The organism is Bradyrhizobium sp. AZCC 1719 (genome assembly GCF_036924525.1).
Lineage (GTDB): Bacteria > Pseudomonadota > Alphaproteobacteria > Rhizobiales > Xanthobacteraceae > Bradyrhizobium.
Genome location: NZ_JAZHRU010000001.1, coordinates 5,389,088 through 5,411,292 on the forward strand (window position 1 = coordinate 5,389,088; position 22,205 = coordinate 5,411,292).

Below are 22,205 nucleotides of genomic sequence, written 5' to 3' on the forward strand. Positions count from 1 at the left end.
GAATTGTTTGCATCTGTCGAGAAAACACAGCGGTCGCCGTCATTGAACTAACGTTGCGTGGAAATTCCGGGCCGCGGGAGCAACGATGTCGTGTCGTCGGCATCGTCAATAATCGACGCGACAATATTGCGCCGCACACCTTGCGGCCGAGCGGGGCAATTGCGCCGCAGTCGATTGACGGCGCGTGTAACTCGCTGCCCCGAAGATGTTTCCTGCCGGGGAACCTTGCGGTGCAGCGGTGGACGAGTTTGGGCCGGAAACGATAGTTTAGGCAGGGAAGGATTCTCGTGCGCCTCGGCGATTGCGCGTGACAAATTTCTCGATCGGACCATGGAGACCCGACAATGACACGTCCTCAGCAGCTTGCACCGATGTCGTCGCGCTGGTGTTTTGTACTTGGCGCCATCGCCGTGCTGGTTCTTGCCGCATGTGCGACTGCGAAGGCGCAAGGGCTGGTGCAGGGCGTGCAGCAAGGGGCGCGCGAAGGCAACAAGGCTGCCGGCCCGGTCGGTGGCGTGCTGGGCGGCGCGATCGGCGGCGTCGTCGGCGTGGTCACGGGCGTCACCGGCGTCCTGACCGGGGGCAACAATAACAACAAGGGCGGACAGGCACCTGCGGCGAAGGATTCCAAGCAGGGCGAGCCTTCCAAGCAAGGTGATACCGCGAAGCCTTCGAAGGGGTCCAAAGCCACGAAGACCGCAAAGCAGCAACAACCGCAGCAGCCGGCCGTCCTCACCCAGACCGGCGCCCCGCAACTGACGGCCGAACAGATCGTCGCCAACAGCGACGCCAATATCGAGCGGATCAAGAAGGAGCTAAACCTCACACCGGAGCAGGAGAAGCATTGGGCCGCGTTCAACAGTGCGATGCACTATCTCGGTCATAACGGCGCCGACCGGCTCAATCTGCGCGTTGCGCGCGCCAAACGCGATCCTCCCGACGACATCATCGAGCAGATGCGCAATGAAGCTCAATTTCTCAATGATCGCGCCGTCGATCAGCGCAACGTGGCCGATGCCGCCGAGCCGCTATTTGCCACGTTGGACGACAAGCAAAAGGCGGTCTTCATTCAGGAAATGGTCAACCTGAGCCACGAGCGCGGGCTCGACTAAGAGCGGGTTGGCCGGACGAATAGCCGGGCACGCATGCCCTGGGGTAGGTTGAAAGGCGCGGCACCCGGCTATTCTGCCGCAGCGGCGCGGCTCCTCCAATCTCATTGCAATGATGAAGAAAACCGGACCAACTCGCGCCTTAGTCGTGGCTGACTTGCGGCGTTGTCGGGAACTTCATTATTTGCGGGGCGGTGTTGCACGCCAACATCACGTGGACCTCGGGCGGCAGGAGTGAGCCCTCAGGTTTTCGGAAAGTTCAGCTCCACGCCGACACCGTCGGGATCGTAGAGGAAGAACTGGGTATCGCCGGTGCGCGGCACGATGCTCTCGCGGAATTTGACGCTTTTCGATTGCAACCGCTTGCGCATGCCCTCGACATCGGTGGCGGCAAAGGCGATATGGTCAAGCCGGCCGGTATCCTCATACTTCTTCTCGGTACCACGGACGACGATGCCCTCACGGGGCTTGCGCGTGCCCATCAGATGCACCGTGGCCGTGCCGCCGGAATAGAGCCAATAGCCGGGGAAATCGAGCGGCGGGCGATCGCCGTTTTCCAGCCCGAGTACATCGCAATAGAAATCCTTGGTGCGCTCGAGATCGGCGGGCTCAATGGTGTAGTGCTGCAGTCCGCCAAGTCCCATGGTCGCTCTCCCTAAACAAAGCTGAGGTCGGTATCGACGCCCATCATCCAGGCGCCGACGGTTTCAAAATGCCTGAGCTGGCCTTGCAACTGCTGGGTCACCGTATGGATGTCGCGGAACCGCCGCTCCAGCGGATGGTTCTCGAAGATCGCGGTCGCGCCAGCGGCGTTGTAGGCAAAGTCGACCGCCTCGCGCGCCTTGTGGATGGCATGGGTCGAGGCCATGCGGATGTTCATGCGCTGGGCGACCGTGATGGTGGAGCCCGCGGTGAGGTCCTTCCAGGTATCCGCCATCGATTGCAACACGTAGCCCCGCGCGGCGCGGAGATTGACTTCCGCCTGAGCGAGGTTGCACTGGACCACTGCATTGTCTCGCAACGAGATCCTCGCGCCACGCGGCACCTTGTTGCGCATCGTATCGACGAAGTTGTCGAGGGCAGTGCGGGCGATGCCGCAGGCGACACCGGCAAAGCCGACCTGGTAGCAGGTGTGGTTGCTCATGCGGTAGAGCGGACCGCGCTCGCGGCATTCCCGGTCGAATTCACGCGTAATCGAATGGTCGGCGCGCACGAAAAAATCGTTGAGCGCGAACTGGTCGCTGGCGGTGCCGCGCAGGCCCACGGTGTTCCAGATGTCGGTCCACTCGACGTCTTCGGAGCGTACCAGCATGGTGCGCTCGAGCGGGGCTCCATTGGCGTCGTATCTGAGCGAACCGTCGGCCGCATAGATCGGGCAGTGCGCGCCGAGCCAGGTCGCATGCCGGCCGCCGGATGCAAAGGACCAGACGCCGGTCACCCGGTAGCCGCCATCGCATTCGACCGCGCGAACCCTGGGGCCGGGCCCCCACGCCAATACGGCGCGCGGATCGCCGAAGATCGCCTGCGCCACCGGGAGATCGAGATAGGCCGCCGACATCGCGCAACCGCCGGCCTGGCTCAGACACCAGGCGGTGGAAGCATCGGCCTTGGCAATGGTTTCGATGACGTGAAAGAAAGTCACGGGATCGGTTTCGATCCCGTTGGTCGAGCGGGGCAGCAACAGACGGAACAATTGCGCGTCGTGCAGCTTGTCGAGCAGCGTGGGCGGTAGCCGTCGCGCGGCCTCGATGTCGTCGGAAGCTGCTGCGACATCAGAACGTATGGCTTCGGCCCGGGCGATCACTGCCTGGTCGCCCGCAAGATCGGCAGAGTTTGCGATCGGTGTATTCAAGGCCAGCCTGCCGGTTCGTCGCGTTCGCGTGCCAGTGATCAGTAGATTGATCAGTAGATAAGGCTATCGCGCCATCGCCACGATCGGCAAGTCCATAGCGACGCGGAGCACGCCTGCGCATAGGCGATGGAGATTTTGTACCGCTTTGCACAATGGGGCCCGACAATTGCGTGCAACAATCGCGTGGACTTGCGTAAACGACATAGCCGCTCGGCCGGCCACGCCTGTTGCGGCCATACGAACGCGTCCGACTTGTTTAAGGTTTTGCGCTAGCCTAGCGGTTTGGCCGGAATCGATCCGGGATGGGACAGACGGAATGGAAGAGCGACGAAAATATCCGCGAACGGAGATCGAGGAGCCTGCCTATGTTTCGTCGGGTGGCTCCGTGATGCGCTGCGTGGTGCGGAACATCTCGCGCGAGGGCGCTGCGATCGATGTCGAAAACCCAGCCTTCGTCCCGCAGCATTTTCGCCTGGTGATGGCAAAGGATCCGTCGATCGTGCACGAGTGCCGGGTCGCCTGGATCCAGAAGAATCGTATCGGCTTGACCTTCGTCGGGATAGTGGACGCGGTTTTGGATCGGCCAACGTCGAACGGGACGCGCTGAGCACTACTCAATCCGCAACTTTGCATCGCGTACCACCTTACCCCACTTATCCATCTCCAGCTTGATGCGCGCGCCGAACTGATCTGGCGTATTCACGACCGCCTTGAAGCCGAGCGTCGTGAGGCGTTCCTTCACGTCCGGCTGTGCGACAATCCTGGCAATCTCGCGATGAAGCAGATCGACGATTTCTTTCGGCGTCCCTGCGGGGGCGACGATCCCGGTGAGTGTGTCGGCCTCCTGATCCTTGATGCCCTGCTCAGCGAAGGCCGGTACGTCAGGCAGGCCTGCGGCCCGTTCCGTCGAAGCCACGCCAAGCGCGCGCAATTGTCCGCTCTGCACCGCCGAAAGGGCGGGCGGCAGCGCTGTAAAGGCGATCGGCGTGTGCCCCCCGATGGTCGCCTGAATGGCCGGGGCAGCGCCCGTGAACGGGACGTGGACCAGGTCAAGCTTGAAAGCCAGCCGGAACAGCTCGCCACCCAGATGCGGCGTCGATCCGACGCCGGGGCCGGCAAAGCTGTATTTGCCGGGATTGTCCCTGACGAGTTGCACCAATTCCGGTAACGTCTTGGCCGGCACTTGCGGGTTGACCACGACGACATTCGGCGAGACCGCAACCAGCGTCACCGGCACGAAATCCTTCACCGGATCGTATGGCACCTTGGCATAGAGGCTGGGATTGACGACGAAGCCGGTGCTGACCACCATGATGGTGTAGCCGTCCGGCGTCACGCGCGCGACCTGGCCGGCTGCGGTGTTGCCGCCGGCGCCGCCGATGTTCTCGACAAAGAACTGCTGGCCGAGATTGTCGGCGAGCTTCTGCGCCACGATGCGGGCGATGGCATCGGTCGGTCCGCCCGCTGGGAAACCAACCACGACGCGCACCGGCTTGCTTGGATAGTTTTGCGCCGACGACGCCAGGACGCCGGACAGCAACCACGCGGTTGCCAACAAGACCCGCAAAGCCGCGGCCATGGCGCTCTCCCCAATATGTTTGTTGGGGCCATCATCGACGAGGCCGCGACGCCGGACAAGGGGCTATTGCGACGGCCGGCGAGCGCTACTTCTTCAGCAACGGCTCGAGCCGTTCTTCCAGCTCCTCGAACGACATCGAGCCCTGCAGCCGCTCGCCGTTGAGGAAGAAAGTCGGCGTCGAGGTAACCTTCAACTCACTATAAGCATATTGTTGGTCGGCGGTGAGCTTGTCGAACTGTGCCTGATCCTGCTCGCAAGTCGCGACTTCCTGCTCGCTCATTCCATGCAGTTTGCCGACATAGATCAGCGTATCCTTGGTCTGCGCCATCAGGCGATCCTGCAGCTTGAACAGGGTCTCGACTGCGCTGAGGTATTTTTCGGAATCGCCCTTGCCGGCGCAGCGCGCCAGTATCGAGGCTGCGGCGGCCTTGATGTCGAGTGGAAATTCGCGGAACACGAAGCGTACCTTGCCGGTGTCGATGTATTTCGAACGCAGCATCGGAAGCACATTCTGGCTGAACGCCGCGCAATGCGGGCAACTCATCGAAGAATATTCAGTGATGGTCACCGGCGCCTTCGCAGACCCAATGGCGATTTCGGGGAGGGATCCCGGTTTGGCGACATTGGCGGCAATCGCGCTTTGCGCCAGCGCAGAGCCCGCGAAGGTGAGCGACGCGAATGCAGCGAGCGCTGCGACGGCGATGGGACGATAGGCGTTCAACGTGGCTCCGAACCGAACTTGGCAAGCGACCGTGCGACGAAAGTGCGTCTTTTATTGGTTTAGCGAGCCAAAAGCCACCCGATCAGATTGATTGCGCACCGGGAACCGTCGCCATTTGCGGCCGCGTCATGCAAACGGATCGTGCAAAGGGATATTGTCGCCTGTCTTGACCGATGGTTTGATGCAAGCGTGACGCCTGCGTCGTCCACCCACGCGGCCGAACTTCGTTCTGCTCAGCGAATTACAACTAGGGAACGTCATGACCCAGCACACGGCGCTGTTGAGCGAAACGCAGACAGCGGATGCCATGTTGCGGGCGCGGGCCAAGCGGGTCGTTCCCGGCGGCATGTGGGGCCACCAGAATGCCGCGCGGCTCCCGGAAGGTTATCCGCAGTTCTTCGCCTCCGCGGAGGGCTGCCGCGTGCGCGACGTCGACGGGCGCGAATACATCGACTTCATGTGCAGTTGGGGGCCTATCCTGCTCGGCCACCGGCATCCCGAAGTTCAGGCGGCGGCGGAAGCGCAGGCCGCCAAAGGCGACTGCTTGAACGGCCCGGGCGAGGTCATGGTGGAGCTTGCCGAGGATCTCGTCGCCATGCTGCCGCATGCCGATTGGGCGATGTTTCAGAAGAACGGCGGCGATGCGACCACATGCTGCGTGACGATCGCCCGTGCCGGCACCGGACGCCGCAAGGTGCTCGTCGCGCGTGGCAGCTATCATGGCGCGCTGCCATGGTGCTCGCCGAGCGTTGCCGGCGTGACCGCCGAGGATCGCGCGCATCTGGTGCACTTCGAGTACAACGACGTGCAGAGCCTGCGAGCAGCGGTCGATGAAGCGGGCAAGGATCTCGCTGCGGTCCTGGTGACGGCTTTCCGCCACGACATGGGGCGCGATCTCGAACTGCCGACGAAGGAATTCGCGGCGGCCGCGCGCGCCGTATGCGACGCGGCCGACGCCGCTTTGATCATCGACGAAGTGCGGGCCGGCCTGCGGCTCGATACCAGGGGGAGCTGGGAAGCGCTCGGCGTGCGGCCGGACCTGGGCGCCTGGAGCAAGGCGATCGCCAACGGCTACGCGCTGGCCGCCGTTACCGGCAACGACCGCTTCCGCGAAGCCGCCACCAGGGTATTCGTTACCGGGTCGTTCTGGTGCGGCGCGGTGGTGATGGCGGCAGCGCGAACGACGCTGCGGATCGCGCGCGAGACGGATGTGCCCGGGCATATTCGTGCGATGGGCATGAGGCTGCGCGAGGGATTGGCATCGTTGGCGAACGAGCACGGCATCGCGATCCGCCAAAGCGGCCCGCCGCAAATGCCGCTGATGCTGTTCGAGGCTGACCCGGAAGTACGCAAGGGTAGGGTGTTCTGTTCGGTCGCGCTCCGCCACGGCGCGTTCTTTCATCCCCAGCACAACATGTTCCTATCCTCGGCGCATCACGCATCCGATATCGACGAGGCGCTGCAGGCGGCCTCGCACGGCTTCAAGGCCGTGCGAGAATTGGAGGCGAGGTCCAATCGATAGATCGATTGGCGGGCATCAATAAAAATGCCCCGCAATGCGGCCTTTACGACCAGCGATGGCGGGGCAGTCTTAGGAGAAAACGGCGAGATCGCCGCATGATGCGGACATCATTGTCGGGCATCATGTGGAGGGATATTCCAATCGCTTGGTGCCTTCGCATTGACCTGGATCAAATTACCGGTACGCCGGAAGCCGACCGCGCGGCCAATTCACGTCGCGGTCATTTCATCCCGCGGCGCGATTCCATGTGTGTTGGCAGGAACGGGCGAATGGCCCGCCGAATGTTCGAACTCGTGATGACTGGCGAGGTGCATGACCTCGACGCAATCGGCATTGAGGCGCTCGTTATCGACCAACCGCTCCGCCAACACCAGCGCATGGGATGGTCCATCCGACTGGACGTCGACCTGGCGCTGCAGGCATTTGAAGCTGTGGCCGTCGGAGTTACAGAGATACTTGTAGAAGGAGACGCGATAGCTTTTCATCCTGCACTCCCATTCTTCCGGTATCCTGTCGCGCAGCTCATTCTCAGGCGTCCATGTCCGCCAGCCGCTGGCGATTGCGCAGCACGATTTGACGTGCGCTCGAAAATACCAGAATGCCCTGGTCGCTGAGCTGCGAAAGCGCCCGCGAAACGGTTTCCAGCGTCAGGCCGAGATAGTCGCCGATGTCGCGGCGGCACATTGGCAGGGCCATCATGCCCGCCCTGGTGAGACGACGGTCCATTTCCAGGAGGAAGGTGGCAACTTTTTCCATCGCGGTCTTGCGGCCCAGAAGCAGCATGTGATCTTCAGCGTGCCGAAGGCCGCTTGCCGTCATGATCCAGAGGCTACGGGCGACCTGGACGTTCGATCCGGCGGCGGCTTCCAGGCTGCGGCGCTTCACCAGGCGCACCGTGGTATCGGCGATCGCTTCAGCCGTCAGGCGGTGGGTCGAACCGGCATCGAGGCCGAACACGTCGCCTGGCAGGTGGAACGCACCGATCTGGCGCCGTCCGTCGTTAAGAAGCTTGTAGGTGCGAACCGCCCCTCGGATTACCTGATAGACATATTCGGAAGGCTCGCCCTCGCCGTAGATTTCCTCGTCCTTCCGGTAGGAAAATTCGCTGGCGATCACACCCGCGCAAGTCGCGATCACGTTGAACTGGTCGACGGCTGGAACACCCTGCGGCGCGGGGAAGGCCTTGGTTGTCGGGACTGCCGGGGCGGTGATCGTCTGGGTGAGCATTTGCCATCTCCTCGATGCGGGATGGCTTTGATCTATCCGGAAGTTCCCCTGCGCGATATTTGGGTCGATATCCTAAGGGGGAGCCCTTACGGGGTTTTACGGAGCGGGGCCTGCCGATGCTTTTCAGGGCTGGCCCATCGCATTCGGCGTATCATCGATCGCGTTTCGAACGCAGTCGACCAGGCTGTCCTCCAGGTTGGGTTTCAGAAGCACCTGACGCACTCCGGCCGAGTTGGCCTTGGCCAAGATGTTTTCGTCCGGATAGCCGGTGATCAGAATGATTGGGGTGGAGACCTGAAGCCGTCGCAGCCGGATGGCCAGTTCCAGACCGTCGAGTTCCGCCATCTTGTAGTCCACGACAAGACAATCCGCGCGGTTTCGGGTGGAAGATCCGAGCAAAGCGATCCCGCTGCGGAACGTGCGGACGTCAAAACCCTCGGTCTCGAGCAGAAATCGCAGCGACGTCCGAACGTCGTAATCGTCATCGACGATGTAGATCATCGATTTTCGGGGCGGAATGCCGACCTCGTTTTCACTGGCGGCGCTGGTTGTGGTGTCGGTCATGCCGACAAAATAGGCGCTTTCTCAGTCCCCGAATTGACTTGGCTCAATCGTCGACGATCCCGGCTCGGATTGCAAAGCGCACCAGTTCGGAGAGGTTACCGGCCTGCATCTTGGTCATAACGTTCGCCCGATAGACCTCCACCGTGCGCGGGCTGATATCGTACTCCCGGGCGATTGCTTTGTTCGATTGCCCCGTCACGAGCCCCTGCATCACCTGGCGTTCGCGCTGGGTAAGGCTGGCAACGCGGGCAGCCATGTCGGCCGACAACGCCTCGCTCTTCGAACCGCTCTCGCTCTCCGCAAGCGCGGTCTCGACCATGCTGATCAGCCGGTCGTCCTCGAACGGCTTTTCGAGAAAATCGAGCGCCCCCAGCTTCATCGCTTCGACGGCGAGAGGCACGTCGCCATGGCCGGTCATGACGATCACAGGGAGTTTTCGCGGGCCCCAATTCAGTTGGCGCAGCAATTCCATGCCGTCGATACCGGGCATGCGCACGTCTGTAACCACACAGCCGGCCTCCAGGTTCGCAACCTCGTTCAGGAAAGCCTGCGCCGAATCGAAAAGACGCACGCTGAAGCCGGCCGAGCCCAGCAGGAAATCCAGCGAGTCGCGCATCGCTGGATCGTCGTCGATGACATAAACTTTACCGCTCGATGGCATCGGTCATATCCTTGGCGTGGGCTGCGGGCAGCGTGAAGCGGAAGGTCGCGCCACCGGATCTGTTGGTTTCGGCCCACATCCGGCCGCCGTGGGTTTCGATGATGGTGCGGCTGATGGAAAGGCCGACGCCCATGCCGGTTTCCTTCGTCGTGAAAAATGGCTGGAACAGGTGCGCATGCGCGTCGCCGGCGAACCCTGTCCCTGTGTCGGAAACGGAAATTTCGATCATGTCATCTGCAGCCTTGGTGTTTGAGGCAATCAGCTCACGGTGCGTCGAGGTGCCCATCGCTTCCAGCGCATTGCGGAACAGGTTGACCAGGACCTGCTGAATCTGGACCCTGTCGGCAAGCACCAGGTCGGACGTCGGGTCCAGGTTGAAGCGCAAAAACACGCCTTGTTCGCGGGCGCCGGTGAGCCCGAGCGCGCCGGCCTCCTCGATCATCTTTGAAAGACTCTCGACGCGCTTCTCGGAAGCATCGCGGGCGACGAAGTCGCGCAATCGTCGGATGATGTCGCCGGCGCGGATCGCCTGCTCAGCGGCGCGATCGAGCGCTACTTCGATCTTCGGCGCGTTGGCGTCGTTGCTGCCCGCCAGCAGGCGGCGCGACCCCTTCATGTAGTTGCTGATCGCCGACAGCGGCTGATTGAGTTCGTGGGCCAGCGCGGAAGCCATTTCGCCCATCGCGCTCAGACGGGAGACATGGACCAGTTCGGATTGCAACTCCTGCAACCGCGCCTGGGTCTGTTGCTGTTCGGTGAGATCGCGAACGAAGCCCGTAAAGAAGGGCTTCCCACCCGAATGCATCTCGCCGATGGTGAGATGCATCGGGAATGTCGTGCCGTCCTTGCGCATCCCGGTGACGATACGCCCGATGCCGATGATGCGCCGTTCGCCCGTCTTCAGGTATCGCGCGATATAGGCGTCGTGACGGCTGCGATCTGGTTCCGGCATCAGCTCGCTGATGTTTTTTCCGATCGCCTCGGGTTCGCTGTAACCGAACTGACGCTCGGCGGCGCTGGAGAAAAACTGCATGATTCCATGCTCGTCGATCACGATCATCGCATCGGGAATCGTATCCAGAATCGAGCGAAAGTGCCTCTCGCGCAGTCTGACGGTGTCCTCGAGGCGCTTCTCTCGGTTGATGTCGAACATAATGCCGCTGAGCCGTGCAGGAGCGCCGTCGGCGCCACGGATCGTCGTGCCAAGCGCGCGCACCCAGTGGCCCTCGTCCGAATCTCGGTTCACCCGGTACTGAATGTCGAAACTGCAGCCGGTATCGATCGACTGTTGCACGGCTTTTGCCGTGCGATCGCGATCCTGCACATCGAGCAGGGAAAGGAAGAGGTCGTAGTCGACAGGCGCATCCGGCTCGACGCCAAACAGCTTCCGCGTAGCGCTGGACCAGCTCAACTTCCGGGTCGAGAACTCGAGATCCCAGGCGCCGACGCCCGATCCCTCGGCGCCGCTGCGCGCATGGTGGTCGAGTAGCTCTTGATCTCGAAAGGGCTGGTCGGCGTCGAACATGTTTCGCCTTCTAGGCTGCTCTTGCTTATCAGATAACGCATTAAATCGAACGTGGGAAAGAGCAGCGAGATGAAATTATAGATCGCCTGCATCTATTTGATATAAAAGGAATTCAGCAATCCTGTTCGCTGGCCACTGTACTCTGCTGCGAGAGGCAGATTCAGGGAGTAGCCGAGGGCGATTCTTGATCTAGGTCAGCTTCGAACCTGGGCGGATCTCTAGGATGCCGCTGTGTGGGCAGGGCTGATACGGCATTCCGCCCGAGGGCGTGGAGCAGGTCATGGACTACAAAACCGTCATGGTCGGTCTGGCGCAGGGCCGGCCCAACGATGCCTGCCTCAGGGTGGCCGGCGATATCGCCGAGCGATTCGGGGCGCGGATCATCGGCGTTGCCGCCTCGGATATCAGACCGCCAATGTATTTCGCCGATGGGAACTTTGCGCAAGAGCTCCTTGACGAGGAGGCTGTCGCCATTGAGCAGCGCCTGTCCGAACTCGAAGTCGAGTTTCGTGCGTCGGTCGAAAGGCGGGCAACGTCGGTGGAGTGGCGCCCCGCGCGGACGTTGCCGGTGCCCCACTTGCTGGAGCAGGCGAGAGCCGCCGATATCATCGTGATTGGCGCCCGCTCGGAGACCCTGGTGGACCCCAGCGTCGCTCCCGATCCCAGCGATCTGGTGATGCAGGCCGGCCGACCGATCATCGTGGTGCCGCCTACGGTGCAATGGCTCGATCTGAGAAGCGTTCTTATCGCCTGGAAGGACGTGCGGGAAGCGCGCCGGGCCGTATTCGACGCACTGCCGATCCTGGCTGCCGCAAGGGAAGTCACGATTGCGGAAATTCCCGAGCGGGATGGCCGTCGTGAGGATGCGCTCCTGCATGTTGCCGACGTGGCGGCGTGGTTGCGCGGCCACGGCGTCGCGGCGAACACGGTCGTTCCTGAGACGGCCAGCGGCGTGACCGAACAGCTCGACAGGATCGCGGCCAATGTCGGGGCGGGTGCCGTGATCGCGGGCGCCTACGGTCACTCGCGATTCCGCGAATGGGTGCTCGGCGGCGTCACGCGCCACCTTGCAACTGAATCACGCCGATGCGCGTTCCTGTCCCGTTAAGGATCTACAATGGCGAGGGCTCCCGTGCATAGATTTCTCGAAGCGACTGCCGGGCAATACATGACGCGCGAGGTAAAGACGGTTACGCGCGACACCACCATGCGCGAGCTGCACAGGATGTTCGAGGCCGACGATTTCAACTGCTATCCGGTGCGCGATAACGATGACATTGTCGGCGTCGTGAGCAACTTCGATTTCCTGAAATGCTTTGCGTTCAACCCCGGTCGCATGGTTCCGGCCTATGACGACCTGTTGTCGCGGATGGTGGCGGACGTGATGACGCCGGAATTCATCTATGTCGATCCGGCAACGAAACTGACTCGCGTTCTGCAGCTAATGGTGGACCATCGGATGAAAAGTCTGCCCGTGCTTGACGCCGAACAGCGCTTGGTCGGGATAATCGCCCGGGAGGACATCATGCGTGCGTTGACCGAGAGCGCGCGCGGGTAGGTCGTTCCTCTCGCGGGAGGTGCCCCGGGGCGTGCCTAGCCAACTTCTCCTGTTCCATGCGCTCAAGAAATAGCAGAACGCCGTGGCTGGCGCTGCACTGCCGACGTAGCCATGTTAGGAGGCGGGCGGGTTCGATTGACGGAGGATCGGGCATGCCCCGCTCGTCGCGGATAGACCGCAGTGAGGATAGTGGACGAAATGCACGCCATGGTCCTGCAAGCGCCCGGCGCGCCACTGCGGCTTGAGCCGCGCGAGGATCCGGTCCCCGGGCCTGGCGAAGTGCGTGTCAAGGTTGGCGCCTGTGGCGTATGCCGGACCGACCTGCACGTCGTCGATGGAGAACTGCCCGATATTGCCTACCCGATCGTTCCCGGCCACGAGGTGGTCGGTCGGGTGGAAGCCCTTGGGCCCGGTGTGGCGTCTCTAAGGATCGGCGAACGGGTCGGCGTTCCCTGGCTAGGTCATACCTGCGGCGACTGTCCCTATTGCCGGAGCGGCCGCGAAAACCTTTGCGACCGCCCGCGCTTCACCGGCTACACGCGCGATGGCGGCTTTGCCACGCATCTGGTCGCGGACGCGCGCTATTGCTTTCCACTCGGCGAGGTCGACGACGACGTCGCTGTCGCTCCTTTGCTGTGTGCGGGCCTGATCGGCTGGCGCTCGCTGGTGATGGCCGGCGATGGAAAACATCTCGGCATTTTCGGCTTTGGTGCAGCCGGCCATATCATCGCGCAGGTGGCCCGCTGGCAGGGGCGTTCGGTCTACGCGTTCACGCGCGCAGGGGATGTCAAGGCCCAGCGTCTTGCAAAAACGCTGGGCGCCGAATGGGCCGGCGGGTCGGAGGAGCAGCCTCCGGTGCCGCTTGACGCAGCTATCATCTACGCGCCGGTCGGCTCCCTGGTGCCGTTGGCATTGCAAGCTGTGCGCAAAGGCGGGCGCGTGGTCTGCGCCGGCATTCACATGTCGGACATTCCCTCGTTCCCTTACCGCATGCTCTGGGAGGAGCGGCGGCTGCTTTCGGTTGCCAACCTGACGCGGGGCGACGGGATCGAGTTTTTCAAGGTCGCGACACAAGCTGGCATCAGGACGCACACCAGCGTGTTTCCGTTGCAGGAAGCGAATGAAGTCCTCTCGAAGCTGCGCGCCGGACAGATCACGGGCGCCGCCGTGCTGCAGCCATGACTATGCGACCGCCCCCAAATGCTGCCGCAGCCGAGGCTGACAATCAGCAGCCTGTGCTCGATTTCCTCGATGGCTCCAGTTTCGGTGCGGCCGGGGGCGGCAAGCGGATCGATACCCATGCCTCCATGGTTTTTCTCGGAGCTGATCGGGCATTGAAGATCAAGCGTGCCGTGCGGTTACCCTTCCTCGATTATTCGACATTGGAGAAGCGCAAGAACGCCTGCGAGGAGGAACTGAAGGTCAACGCCGGCAACGCTCCCGAGCTCTACCGAGGCGTTATTCCCATTACGCGCAATTCCGATGGCGCCTTCGAAATCGGCGGTTCGGGCACTCCGGTCGAATGGGCGGTCGAAATGACGCGGTTTGACGAGAAGCAGTCGCTCGACCGCATCGCTGCAGCGAAGACCATCGATCCGCCGCTTGCGACCGCCGTGGCCGATGCGGTTCTGCGATCCCACGACAGGGCCGCGCGCCACGACGGCGAAAGCTGGCTTGCCTCGGTTCTACCCATCATCGCCCGCAATACCGCAAAGTTTGAAACCGTGCACGGACTAGATTCCGTTGCGATCGAACAACTCGACGCCGCCAGCCGCGCCTCTGCAACGACGTTGCAGCCGCTGCTCAGACAGCGCGCCGGGCAAGGATTCGTGCGCCGTTGCCACGGCGACCTGCATCTTGCGAATATTACATTGGTCGATGGCCGGCCGCTGCTGTTCGATGCCATCGAGTTCGATCCCGTCATCGCCACGACGGACATTCTCTACGATCTCGCGTTCACGCTGATGGATATGATCCACTTCAATCAGTGGGCAGCGGCAAACGCAGTGTTCAATCGCTATGTTACCGCAGCCGCGGATGAAGACTTCGATGGGCTACGCCTGCTGCCGCTGTTCTTGTCGATGCGGGCAGCGATCCGCGCGCACGTGCTGTTCGTGAAGAGCGAGCATGCCGGCGAGAGCGATGCAGTGCGGCAGGAGGCCAAACGCTACTTCGATCTGGCGAGACGCCTCATTGCGCCCAAGCCGCCGATGCTGGTGGCGATCGGCGGGCTGTCGGGCACGGGGAAGTCGGTGCTTGCACGCGGACTCGCGGGTCTGATTGAGCCGCCACCCGGCGCGGTCATCGTGCGCTCGGATGTCGTCCGCAAGCGCCTGTTCGGTACCAGCGAAACCACCGGCCTGCCGGAATCTGCCTATCAGTCCGCAACGACGGAGCGAGTATATGCCGCGCTTTCGAGCACTGCGCTGCGCGTGCTCACCCAGGGCTGTTCGGTGGTGCTCGATGCCGCCTATCTGCAGGAAGCGGAACGGAAGGAAATCGAGGGTCTCGCCGCCACGCACAATGCGCGGTTCGTCGGCCTTTTTCTGACGACCGATCTCGCGACGCGGCTGGCGCGGATCGAGCAGCGCAAGGGCGATGCATCCGATGCGAGACGAAGCGTCGCCCTGAAGCAGGAGACTTTCGCGCTCGGCGCGGTACAATGGCATATGATCGATGCCTCTGGGACGCCGGAACAGTCGCTGCGCAACACCCGGGCGATCCTGCCTTTGGTGCCGGACGAGCCTTGACGATGCGCGGCCGCCCAACCAGTACATCCGGCCTGAACAACACCTCTGCGGTGAGCCTCGACTGTGCAACCGCATTCCAGACGATCGCGCTCGACTGCATCGCTTCTATCAAGGCCCAGCACAGCGGCGCATGCGCCGGCGATGCAGAGGCGGTGCATCAGATCCGCGTCGCGATTACACGGTTGCGCGCCGCTGTGGCGTTCTTCGCGCCGATCGTGGTCGATGCGGAATGGCTGCGCCTGAAAAAGGAAATCGCCTGGCTGAATGGTTCGCTCGGCGCCGCACGCGACAGCGACGTCGTTGTCGAGTATGCACGCCGCAAGCGTTACCGCGGTTGGGCGAAGCACATCATCAAGCAGGTCGATCAGCGCCAGACGCGGGATCACCGCCGCCTGGTTCGTTGTCTGCGCACCGTTCGGACGCGCCGGCTGATCTCGGCAATCGCTGACTGGAGCAGACGGGGAGAGTGGCTGGCGCGATGCAAGCGGAATGAGACGGAGGCTCTGCAATCCTATTGTGCTCGCGAACTCAACCGTTGGCACGAACGGTTGGTCCGCAAGGGACGCCACCTGAAGGCGCTGGGTGAATCGCGCCGTCACCGGCTGCGGATCAGGGTGAAACGCTTCCGCTACATGCTGGAAGCGCTCACGGAAACCGTCGCGCTGCAGAGCCGCGGCGAATTGCATCACCTGCACCGGCCAGCAAAGCGAATGCAACGCGCATTGGGTGACCTCCGCGATCTCAGGCGTTTCGCCGGTCTTGTCAGCCACTCGCCGCGGGCCGAAAGCGGTAAACGGAGTAAGGTGCCGCCGGGCTATCGCCATCGAAGGAAAGTGCTGCTCGGCGCCGCCATCGCATCTTATCGTGAACTGAAACAGGCCCGAGCCTGCTGACGTCATCGTTCGCAGAGCTCCCGCCGGACATTGTCCGAGTTTGACGTGCGTCAAGTTCCATTGTCCGTCAGCCAGCTACTCTCCCGGCCGTAACCCGGGACGTGGGCCGTAAGCCCTCGCCAATGCATGGGAGAATGGCGATGTTCAGGAATATTCTGGTTCATATTCCCTCCGAGCGCCCGGTCAGGCCCGTGATTGACGTCGCTGTCTCCCTGACCATTGCGCGGCGGTCGCATCTCGATGCCGTAGCCATCGGCTATGAATCGTTGAGCGCTGCCGGGATGATCGCGGAAGGCGGCGGCGCCGCCATTGCCGCGATGATGGGAGCTGAACAGGAGCGTGCCGAGGAGCGGGCGAAGGCCGCAATCGGCGTATTCGAGATCGAGGCGAAGCTCGCCAACATCGCCTACGGCACCAGGACCTTCACGGCAATTCCCGCCGAAGCCGGCCAGACCATCGGGGCGCTTGCCCGCCTTTACGACATGACGATCGTGCTGCAGCCGGACCCTGCGAAGGCCAGCTACGACAACGAGATTCCGCAGCAGATCCTGTTCAATTCCGGCGGGCCGATGCTAATGGTTCCCTACATCCACAAGGGGCCGCTCGATGCCCACCATGTCGGGATCGCTTGGGACGCCAGCCGTCCTGCAGCCCGGGCATTGCGCGATTCTATGCCATTTCTAATGGGCGCGAAGGCCGTCACCGTGATTGCGGTCAATGAGGAGCCGGGTGAAGCTTCGTCGGACCAGCTTGTTGCGAATCTGGCGCGGCGCGGCATTGCGGCCCGGGTGCAGCGGTTGATCACGGATCACAGGGACGTTCAGGGCGCCATTCTGTCGGTCGCCGCCGAAAGCAATATCGGCGTCCTGGTAATGGGCGGCTACGGCCATTCGCGGCTGCAGGAGCGAATTCTGGGCGGTGTTACGCGCAGCATGTTCAAGTGCATGACCGTTCCGGTGCTGATGTCGCACTGATCTCAGGCGGGCAGGGATGTGACCTTTCGTCTCCGCAAGTTCCTTGTCTCATGTCCTTGCGGCGGTGCTGCGGTCGCAATAACGCCAGTTTGATGGACCTCAATGTTCGATCCGAAGCCGGGCAGTATCGTCTTCGGCGGAAATTCAGAAATCGGAGATTTGTCATGTCAGCGTTGTCTGAGCGGGCCGCTTCCGGTTCCTTTCCAGCGGCAGCAAATGCAGAAGCAGAAGCCACCAAACTGAACCAGGGCGCGCTGGAGTTCATGCTCGGTGCCCAGAAGATGATGTTCGAGGAATGGGTGTTTCTCGGCGACGAGATGCTGGAGCGAACACGGACCGAGATGCACTTGTACACGGAGTTCGTCGCGAAGATGGCGAGCGCGCATTCGGTGCGGGACTTCAGGACGCTGTGCCAGGAATGCGGCCAGCATCAGCTCGACTTCTTCCGCCGCGACTCCGAACGGCTGTTCAGGCATGGCGAGCGGATGATCGCGGCCACGTCGAACTTGATCAGCGGCCGCTCGTTGAACTGATTGGCCAGTAGCATGCACCTGAAATCGCCCCTGCCGACGGCGGAAGTTGCCGTATTGCCGCTTCGTCCCAATGAAGCGGGCCAGGGCGATGACCGGCAGCCGGCCCTGCCGGTCGAACTGCAGGTCTTGCCGCCGACGGAAGGCGCGCGTGGTACCGAAACATACCAGGCCGACCGCGCCCTGCATGCCATACTGGCGCGCCTGAGCGGCGGCCTTTCACCGGCCGCGTTGTTGCTGGCCTATGCGGACTGGCTGTTGCATCTGGCCGCGTCGCCACAACGGCGGATCGAGATTGTGCAGGAAGCTCTGGTCGACACCAATCGCGTACTCGAAACCGCGCAGCGCTTTTTCGCGCCCGGGCAGGCACCGTGGTCGCTGATCAAGCCGCAGCCGCAGGACAAGCGCTTCAGCCGGCCGGATTGGGAACACCCGCCGTTCAATCTGATGGCGCAGACCTTTCTGCTCGCCGAACAATGGTGGCGCAATTCGACGATGGGCGTGCGCGGTGTGGCGAAGCAGAACGAGGCGATCGTCGAGTTTTCGATCCGCCAGATGCTGGATGTGATGTCGCCGTCCAATTTTGCTGCAACCAATCCGGAGGTGCTGCGCCGATCGTTCGAGAGTGGCGGCAACAATTTCGTGCGCGGCTGGCGAAATTTCTGCAGCGACTGGATCCGCCTGGTGTCGGCGGGACTTGGCCCTGTCACGACCGAAGATTTCGCCGTGGGCGAAACCGTGGCCACGGCGCGCGGCAAGGTAGTGTTCCGCAACGAGCTGATCGAGTTGATCCAGTACTATCCGATCACCGAAAAAGTGCATCCGGAGCCGATTTTGATCGTGCCGGCCTGGATCATGAAATACTACATTCTCGATCTGTCACCGCAGAACTCGCTGGTGAAATATCTCACGGGCGAAGGCTTCACCGTGTTCATGATCTCGTGGCGCAACCCTGACGCCGCCGACCGCGAGATCGCCTTTGACGACTATCGAAAGCTCGGCGTTCAAGCGGCGCTCGATACGATCGGCGATATTGCGCCAGGCCGTCAGGTGCATGCGTTGGGCTATTGCCTTGGCGGAACGCTACTGTCGATCGCCGCCGCTACCATGGCGCGCGACGGCGACGACCGGCTGAAGTCGATCAGCCTGCTCGCCGCGCAAACCGACTTCACCGAGGCCGGCGAGCTGACGCTGTTCATCAACGAAAGCCAGGTTGCATTCCTCGAAGATATGATGTGGGAGCGCGGGGTGCTCGACACTACGCAGATGGCAGGCGCATTTCAGCTATTGCGCTCCAACGATCTGATCTGGTCGCGGCTTACCCGCGACTATTTGATGGGGGAGCGGGCGGCGCCGAGCGATCTGATGGCCTGGAACGCCGATGCCACCCGGCTGCCATACCGGATGCATTCGGAGTATCTGCGCAAGCTGTTCCTCAACAATGACCTTGCCGGCGGGCGACATCTTGTCGAGGGCAAGCCGATCTCACTGTCGGATATTCATACGCCGATGTTCGTGGTGGGCACCCTTCGCGATCACGTCGCGCCGTGGAAGTCCGTGTACAAGATCCACTATCAAGTCGATGCCGACGTAACCTTTCTTCTCACCAGCGGCGGCCACAATGCGGGGATCGTCGCGCCACCCGGCGAGCCGGGGCATACGTATCAGGTCAAGACCCAGGCGGCGGACGCAACCTATGTCGGTCCCGATGAATGGCTGAACACGGTGCCGTCAACCGCAGGATCGTGGTGGCCTGAATGGACGAAGTGGCTCTCCGCAAGATCCGGCGAGCTGTCGGAGCCGCCGCACATGGGCACCGGAACTGCGCAAGCAAAGGAACTGCCTGAGGCGCCCGGAGATTACGTTCGTCACTGATCCCGGATCAACCACCTAGCCGAATGCGATTTGTCATCGCAGCTAGATAGTCCTTGGCCAACTTGTCGCGCAAACGTCACATTGCGCTATCTGTCTGGGGCTTACAGTAGGCGCGACCTGCCGGTACTGGAAAACGATGTCCACTTATCGTCTGAGAAATCTGCTTTCGCCGCATTCCGTCGCATTGGTAGGCGCCAGCCCGCGCCACGGCTCGGTAGGCCGTGCCATTCTCAACAATATTCGCAAGGCCCAGTTCAAGGGCGAATTCGGCCTCGTCAATCTGCGCTATCACGAGATCGATGGCGTCGCGACCGCAGACAGCATCGCAAAACTGTCTTTTGCGCCGGAACTCGTTGTCCTTACTGCGCCTGCCCATACCATCGCCGGCCTGATAGATGAGGCGGGTCGGCGCGGCGCGGCCGGCGCAGTCATTGTCAGCGCCGGGCTCGGGCACGGTGCGGGCTCGCTGGCGGAAGCAGCGGAGCGGGCCGCGCAAAAATACGGCATGCGCCTGATCGGCCCGAATTGCCTTGGCATCATGATGCCCGGCGTCAGTCTCAATGCGAGCTTTTCCGCACATATGCCGGCCGCGGGCCATCTAGCGCTCATCTCGCAGTCCGGTGCCATTGCCGCCGGCATGGTGGATTGGGCGGCACAGCGGGCCGTCGGATTTTCCGGCATTGTTTCGATCGGTGACCAGCTCGATGTCGATATCGCCGATCTGCTCGATTACTTCGCGCTGGATGAAAAGACCAACGCCATCCTGCTCTACATCGAGGCGATCAAGGATGCCCGCAAGTTCATGTCGGCCGCACGCGCCGCCGCCAGAATAAAGCCGGTCGTGGTCGTCAAGTCAGGCCGCATGGCGCAAGGCGCGCGGGCCGCTGCAACCCATACCGGAGCGCTGGCCGGGGCTGATGCCGTCTACGACGCTGCATTTCAGCGCGCCGGCATCCTGCGCGTATCGGATCTGCGCGAATTGTTCGACTGCGCCGAGACGCTCGGGCGGGTCAAATCGCCGCCTGGAAAGCGGCTTGCGATTCTGACCAATGGCGGCGGCATCGGCGTGCTGGCGGTTGATCGGCTGGTCGAGCTCGGCGGTATTTCTGCGGCTCTCTCGTCGGCGATCCGCGAGAAGCTGGACGCTGTTTTGCCGCCGACATGGTCGAAATCGAACCCGGTCGATATCGTCGGCGATGCCGATCCCGCGCGCTATGCCGCAGCGCTCGAAGCATTGCTGGCCGATCCCGAAAACGACGCCGTGCTGGTGATGAACGTGCAAACGGCGATTGCGCGCGCCGACGAAATCGCCGTGGCCGTGACCGGCGTGGTGCAGAAATATCGCGCCGGGCAGCGCATGGCGCCGAAGCCCGTTCTCGCGGTCTGGGTCGGCGCGGAGCCGTCGATCGGCGATCTCTTGAGCGGGGCCGGCATTCCGAACCATCCGACCGAAGACGACGCCGTGCGCGGCTTCATGCATCTGGTCCGCCATCGCGAGGTGGTGGAAGCGCTGGCGCAGGTTCCGCCCGCTATGCCGAGCGAATTCGCTCCCGATATCAATGCAGCGCGGCAGATCGTTGCCGCGGCGCTGGCCGACGGCCGTTCATGGCTCGATCCGATCGAGGTCAAGCGGCTCCTTGACGCTTACGATATCGCTGCCGTGCCTACCTTTGCCGCCGCCGATGCCGAAGAGGCGGTCGCGCAAGCGAATGCGATCTTTGCGCAGGGGGCGACCGTCGTGCTCAAGATCATGTCGCGGGACATCGTCCACAAATCCGATGTCGGCGGCGTGGTGCTCAATCTCACCAGCGCCGATGCGGTGCGCAAGGCGACCCGCGAGATTCTCGCGCGGGCAAGATCGCTGCGGCCGGAGGCGCGAATATCGGGCGTGATGGTGCAGGCGATGGTGGTGCGGGCGAAGGCGCGCGAGCTCATTCTCGGCCTCGCCGACGATCCGACGTTTGGTACCGTCGTCGTGTTCGGCCGTGGCGGAACGGCAGTCGAGATCATCAATGACAAGGCGCTGGCGCTGCCGCCGCTCGACCTGCAACTGGCGCGCAGCCTGATCGAACGTACCCGTGTCTCGCGGCTATTGCGCGCCTATCGCGACGTGCCGGCGGTGAAGCAGGACGCAGTCGCAACGGTTCTGGTCAAGCTGGCGCAGATGGCCGCCGACATACCCGATATCCGTGGGCTCGACATCAATCCGCTGCTGGCGGATGAGGCGGGCGTGCTGGCGGTCGACGCGCGGGTCGTAATCGGGCGCGTGGAACGAAAGTTTCGTGGCTCGGGCCCGGCGAACTTCGCCGTGCGCCCTTATCCCTCGCAATGGCAGCGTCACATCGAGGTAAAGGACGGCTGGCGCGTGTTCGTCCGTCCGATCCGTCCCGAGGATGAACCAGCGATCCACGAGATGCTGAAACACGTTACGATGCAGGATCTGCGGCTCCGGTTCTTTGCACCGATGAAGGAATTTTCCCATGAATTCATCGCCCGCCTGACCCAACTCGACTACGCCCGGGCGATGGCCTTCGTCGCCTTCGACGAGGCGACCAACGAACTGGTCGGGGTGGTCAGGATCCATTCGGATTCGATCTATGAGAGCGGCGAATACGCGATCCTGCTCCGATCCGATCTCAAGGGCAGGGGGCTCGGCTGGGCCCTGATGCAGATGATCATCGAGTATGCAAAGTCCGAAGGATTGAAGGCGATTTCCGGCGACGTGCTGACCGAAAACACGGTGATGCTGGCGATGTGCCGCAGCCTCGGCTTCGAGGTGAAGTCGGACCCGCAGGAGCACGATATCTGCAACGTCAGGCTGAAGCTTTAGTTGTCGTCAGCGCACGGCATGCGCCTTTACGCTGC

At 62.5% G+C, this 22,205-nt stretch carries 21 protein-coding genes; 12 read left to right on the top strand and 9 right to left on the bottom strand.

Going from position 1 to position 22,205, the window contains the following annotated elements; all coding sequences use genetic code 11:
- The first annotated feature begins 344 nt into the window (after positions 1 to 344).
- Entirely contained in the window at positions 345 to 1,112 is a 768-nt protein-coding gene (locus V1292_RS25315) for a Spy/CpxP family protein refolding chaperone (RefSeq protein ID WP_334375345.1), read from the top strand.
- Between the two features lie 239 nt (positions 1,113 to 1,351).
- On the opposite strand, the gene V1292_RS25320 is transcribed toward V1292_RS25315, so the two are convergent.
- Both V1292_RS25320 and V1292_RS25325 read right to left on the bottom strand, forming a co-directional pair.
- Complete coding sequence (locus V1292_RS25320) at positions 1,352 to 1,753, bottom strand: VOC family protein (RefSeq protein ID WP_334375346.1); 402 nt, start codon at positions 1,751 to 1,753, stop codon at positions 1,352 to 1,354.
- An 11-nt stretch (positions 1,754 to 1,764) separates the two neighbouring features.
- Complete coding sequence (locus V1292_RS25325) at positions 1,765 to 2,961, bottom strand: acyl-CoA dehydrogenase family protein (RefSeq protein ID WP_334375347.1); 1,197 nt, start codon at positions 2,959 to 2,961, stop codon at positions 1,765 to 1,767.
- A gap of 316 nt (positions 2,962 to 3,277) precedes the next feature.
- On the opposite strand from V1292_RS25325, the gene V1292_RS25330 reads away from it, so the two are divergent.
- Positions 3,278 to 3,568 (top strand): PilZ domain-containing protein, encoded by a 291-nt coding sequence (locus V1292_RS25330; protein ID WP_334375348.1) that lies wholly within the window; start codon positions 3,278 to 3,280, stop codon positions 3,566 to 3,568.
- Between the two features lie 3 nt (positions 3,569 to 3,571).
- Here the strand turns inward: V1292_RS25330 and V1292_RS25335 are convergent, their stop codons facing one another.
- Together V1292_RS25335 and V1292_RS25340 are read right to left on the bottom strand one after the other, a co-directional pair.
- A complete protein-coding gene (locus tag V1292_RS25335) occupies positions 3,572 to 4,540 on the bottom strand; it encodes a Bug family tripartite tricarboxylate transporter substrate binding protein (RefSeq protein WP_334375349.1) in 969 nt (322 codons plus the stop codon).
- A gap of 85 nt (positions 4,541 to 4,625) precedes the next feature.
- Positions 4,626 to 5,261 carry a thioredoxin domain-containing protein gene (locus V1292_RS25340; RefSeq protein WP_334375350.1) on the bottom strand — a complete coding sequence of 212 codons (636 nt, stop codon included), beginning with the start codon at positions 5,259 to 5,261 and terminating at the stop codon, positions 4,626 to 4,628.
- A 259-nt stretch (positions 5,262 to 5,520) separates the two neighbouring features.
- Here V1292_RS25340 and V1292_RS25345 point away from each other — a divergent pair, with 259 nt between their 5' ends.
- Positions 5,521 to 6,783 carry an aminotransferase class III-fold pyridoxal phosphate-dependent enzyme gene (locus V1292_RS25345; protein ID WP_334375351.1) on the top strand — a complete coding sequence of 421 codons (1,263 nt, stop codon included), beginning with the start codon at positions 5,521 to 5,523 and terminating at the stop codon, positions 6,781 to 6,783.
- 209 nt (positions 6,784 to 6,992) lie between these two features.
- On the opposite strand, the gene V1292_RS25350 is transcribed toward V1292_RS25345, so the two are convergent.
- The 5 genes from V1292_RS25350 to fixL form a co-directional block, all read right to left on the bottom strand.
- Entirely contained in the window at positions 6,993 to 7,268 is a 276-nt protein-coding gene (locus V1292_RS25350) for a hypothetical protein (RefSeq protein WP_334375352.1), read from the bottom strand.
- Between the two features lie 43 nt (positions 7,269 to 7,311).
- The gene (locus V1292_RS25355; RefSeq protein ID WP_334375353.1) at positions 7,312 to 8,010 is read right to left on the bottom strand and encodes a helix-turn-helix domain-containing protein; all 699 of its coding nucleotides are present in this window, start codon (positions 8,008 to 8,010) and stop codon (positions 7,312 to 7,314) included.
- A 123-nt stretch (positions 8,011 to 8,133) separates the two neighbouring features.
- Entirely contained in the window at positions 8,134 to 8,574 is a 441-nt protein-coding gene (locus tag V1292_RS25360; protein WP_334375354.1) for a response regulator, read from the bottom strand.
- A gap of 43 nt (positions 8,575 to 8,617) precedes the next feature.
- Positions 8,618 to 9,235 carry a response regulator FixJ gene (gene fixJ, locus V1292_RS25365; RefSeq protein ID WP_334375355.1) on the bottom strand — a complete coding sequence of 206 codons (618 nt, stop codon included), beginning with the start codon at positions 9,233 to 9,235 and terminating at the stop codon, positions 8,618 to 8,620.
- On the bottom strand, positions 9,219 to 10,760 hold the full coding sequence (gene fixL / locus V1292_RS25370; protein WP_334375356.1) for a sensor protein FixL: 1,542 nt from the start codon (positions 10,758 to 10,760) through the stop codon (positions 9,219 to 9,221). Before fixL ends, fixJ begins: the two co-directional genes overlap by 17 nt.
- A 280-nt stretch (positions 10,761 to 11,040) precedes the next feature.
- On the opposite strand from fixL, the gene V1292_RS25375 reads away from it, so the two are divergent.
- From V1292_RS25375 to V1292_RS25415, 9 genes are all read left to right on the top strand, one after another.
- Positions 11,041 to 11,868 (top strand): universal stress protein, encoded by an 828-nt coding sequence (locus tag V1292_RS25375; RefSeq protein ID WP_334377160.1) that lies wholly within the window; start codon positions 11,041 to 11,043, stop codon positions 11,866 to 11,868.
- A gap of 24 nt (positions 11,869 to 11,892) precedes the next feature.
- Complete coding sequence (locus tag V1292_RS25380) at positions 11,893 to 12,318, top strand: CBS domain-containing protein (RefSeq protein WP_334375357.1); 426 nt, start codon at positions 11,893 to 11,895, stop codon at positions 12,316 to 12,318.
- A gap of 198 nt (positions 12,319 to 12,516) precedes the next feature.
- Entirely contained in the window at positions 12,517 to 13,500 is a 984-nt protein-coding gene (locus V1292_RS25385; RefSeq protein WP_334375359.1) for a zinc-dependent alcohol dehydrogenase family protein, read from the top strand.
- Between the two features lie 2 nt (positions 13,501 to 13,502).
- Positions 13,503 to 15,068, top strand: coding sequence for a bifunctional aminoglycoside phosphotransferase/ATP-binding protein (locus V1292_RS25390; RefSeq protein WP_334375360.1), 1,566 nt, complete (start codon positions 13,503 to 13,505; stop codon positions 15,066 to 15,068).
- 2 nt (positions 15,069 to 15,070) lie between these two features.
- Positions 15,071 to 15,961, top strand: coding sequence for a CHAD domain-containing protein (locus V1292_RS25395; protein WP_334377161.1), 891 nt, complete (start codon positions 15,071 to 15,073; stop codon positions 15,959 to 15,961).
- 140 nt (positions 15,962 to 16,101) lie between these two features.
- A complete protein-coding gene (locus V1292_RS25400) occupies positions 16,102 to 16,935 on the top strand; it encodes a universal stress protein (protein WP_334375361.1) in 834 nt (277 codons plus the stop codon).
- Between the two features lie 164 nt (positions 16,936 to 17,099).
- Positions 17,100 to 17,468, top strand: coding sequence for a hypothetical protein (locus V1292_RS25405; RefSeq protein WP_334375362.1), 369 nt, complete (start codon positions 17,100 to 17,102; stop codon positions 17,466 to 17,468).
- Positions 17,469 to 17,480: 12 nt separating this feature from the next.
- Positions 17,481 to 19,340 carry a PHA/PHB synthase family protein gene (locus V1292_RS25410; RefSeq protein WP_334375363.1) on the top strand — a complete coding sequence of 620 codons (1,860 nt, stop codon included), beginning with the start codon at positions 17,481 to 17,483 and terminating at the stop codon, positions 19,338 to 19,340.
- Between the two features lie 136 nt (positions 19,341 to 19,476).
- Positions 19,477 to 22,170, top strand: coding sequence for a bifunctional acetate--CoA ligase family protein/GNAT family N-acetyltransferase (locus V1292_RS25415; RefSeq protein ID WP_334375364.1), 2,694 nt, complete (start codon positions 19,477 to 19,479; stop codon positions 22,168 to 22,170).
- The last annotated feature ends 35 nt before the right edge of the window (positions 22,171 to 22,205 follow it).

Excerpts from the sequence above, each read along its gene's own strand:
- V1292_RS25385 (WP_334375359.1), top strand. The coding sequence starts at position 12,517 with ATGCACGCCATGGTCCTGCAAGCGCCCGGCGCGCCACTGCGGCTTGAG.
- V1292_RS25315 (WP_334375345.1), top strand. The coding sequence starts at position 345 with ATGACACGTCCTCAGCAGCTTGCACCGATGTCGTCGCGCTGGTGTTTT.
- V1292_RS25335 (WP_334375349.1), bottom strand. The coding sequence starts at position 4,540 with ATGGCCGCGGCTTTGCGGGTCTTGTTGGCAACCGCGTGGTTGCTGTCC.
- V1292_RS25410 (WP_334375363.1), top strand. The coding sequence starts at position 17,481 with ATGCACCTGAAATCGCCCCTGCCGACGGCGGAAGTTGCCGTATTGCCG.
- V1292_RS25355 (WP_334375353.1), bottom strand. The coding sequence starts at position 8,010 with ATGCTCACCCAGACGATCACCGCCCCGGCAGTCCCGACAACCAAGGCC.
- V1292_RS25390 (WP_334375360.1), top strand. The coding sequence starts at position 13,503 with ATGCGACCGCCCCCAAATGCTGCCGCAGCCGAGGCTGACAATCAGCAG.
- V1292_RS25320 (WP_334375346.1), bottom strand. The coding sequence starts at position 1,753 with ATGGGACTTGGCGGACTGCAGCACTACACCATTGAGCCCGCCGATCTC.
- V1292_RS25405 (WP_334375362.1), top strand. The coding sequence starts at position 17,100 with ATGTCAGCGTTGTCTGAGCGGGCCGCTTCCGGTTCCTTTCCAGCGGCA.
- V1292_RS25360 (WP_334375354.1), bottom strand. The coding sequence starts at position 8,574 with ATGACCGACACCACAACCAGCGCCGCCAGTGAAAACGAGGTCGGCATT.
- V1292_RS25375 (WP_334377160.1), top strand. The coding sequence starts at position 11,041 with ATGGACTACAAAACCGTCATGGTCGGTCTGGCGCAGGGCCGGCCCAAC.
- V1292_RS25330 (WP_334375348.1), top strand. The coding sequence starts at position 3,278 with ATGGAAGAGCGACGAAAATATCCGCGAACGGAGATCGAGGAGCCTGCC.
- fixJ (WP_334375355.1), bottom strand. The coding sequence starts at position 9,235 with ATGCCATCGAGCGGTAAAGTTTATGTCATCGACGACGATCCAGCGATG.
- V1292_RS25400 (WP_334375361.1), top strand. The coding sequence starts at position 16,102 with ATGTTCAGGAATATTCTGGTTCATATTCCCTCCGAGCGCCCGGTCAGG.
- fixL (WP_334375356.1), bottom strand. The coding sequence starts at position 10,760 with ATGTTCGACGCCGACCAGCCCTTTCGAGATCAAGAGCTACTCGACCAC.
- V1292_RS25415 (WP_334375364.1), top strand. The coding sequence starts at position 19,477 with ATGTCCACTTATCGTCTGAGAAATCTGCTTTCGCCGCATTCCGTCGCA.
- V1292_RS25345 (WP_334375351.1), top strand. The coding sequence starts at position 5,521 with ATGACCCAGCACACGGCGCTGTTGAGCGAAACGCAGACAGCGGATGCC.
- V1292_RS25350 (WP_334375352.1), bottom strand. The coding sequence starts at position 7,268 with ATGAAAAGCTATCGCGTCTCCTTCTACAAGTATCTCTGTAACTCCGAC.
- V1292_RS25395 (WP_334377161.1), top strand. The coding sequence starts at position 15,071 with ATGCGCGGCCGCCCAACCAGTACATCCGGCCTGAACAACACCTCTGCG.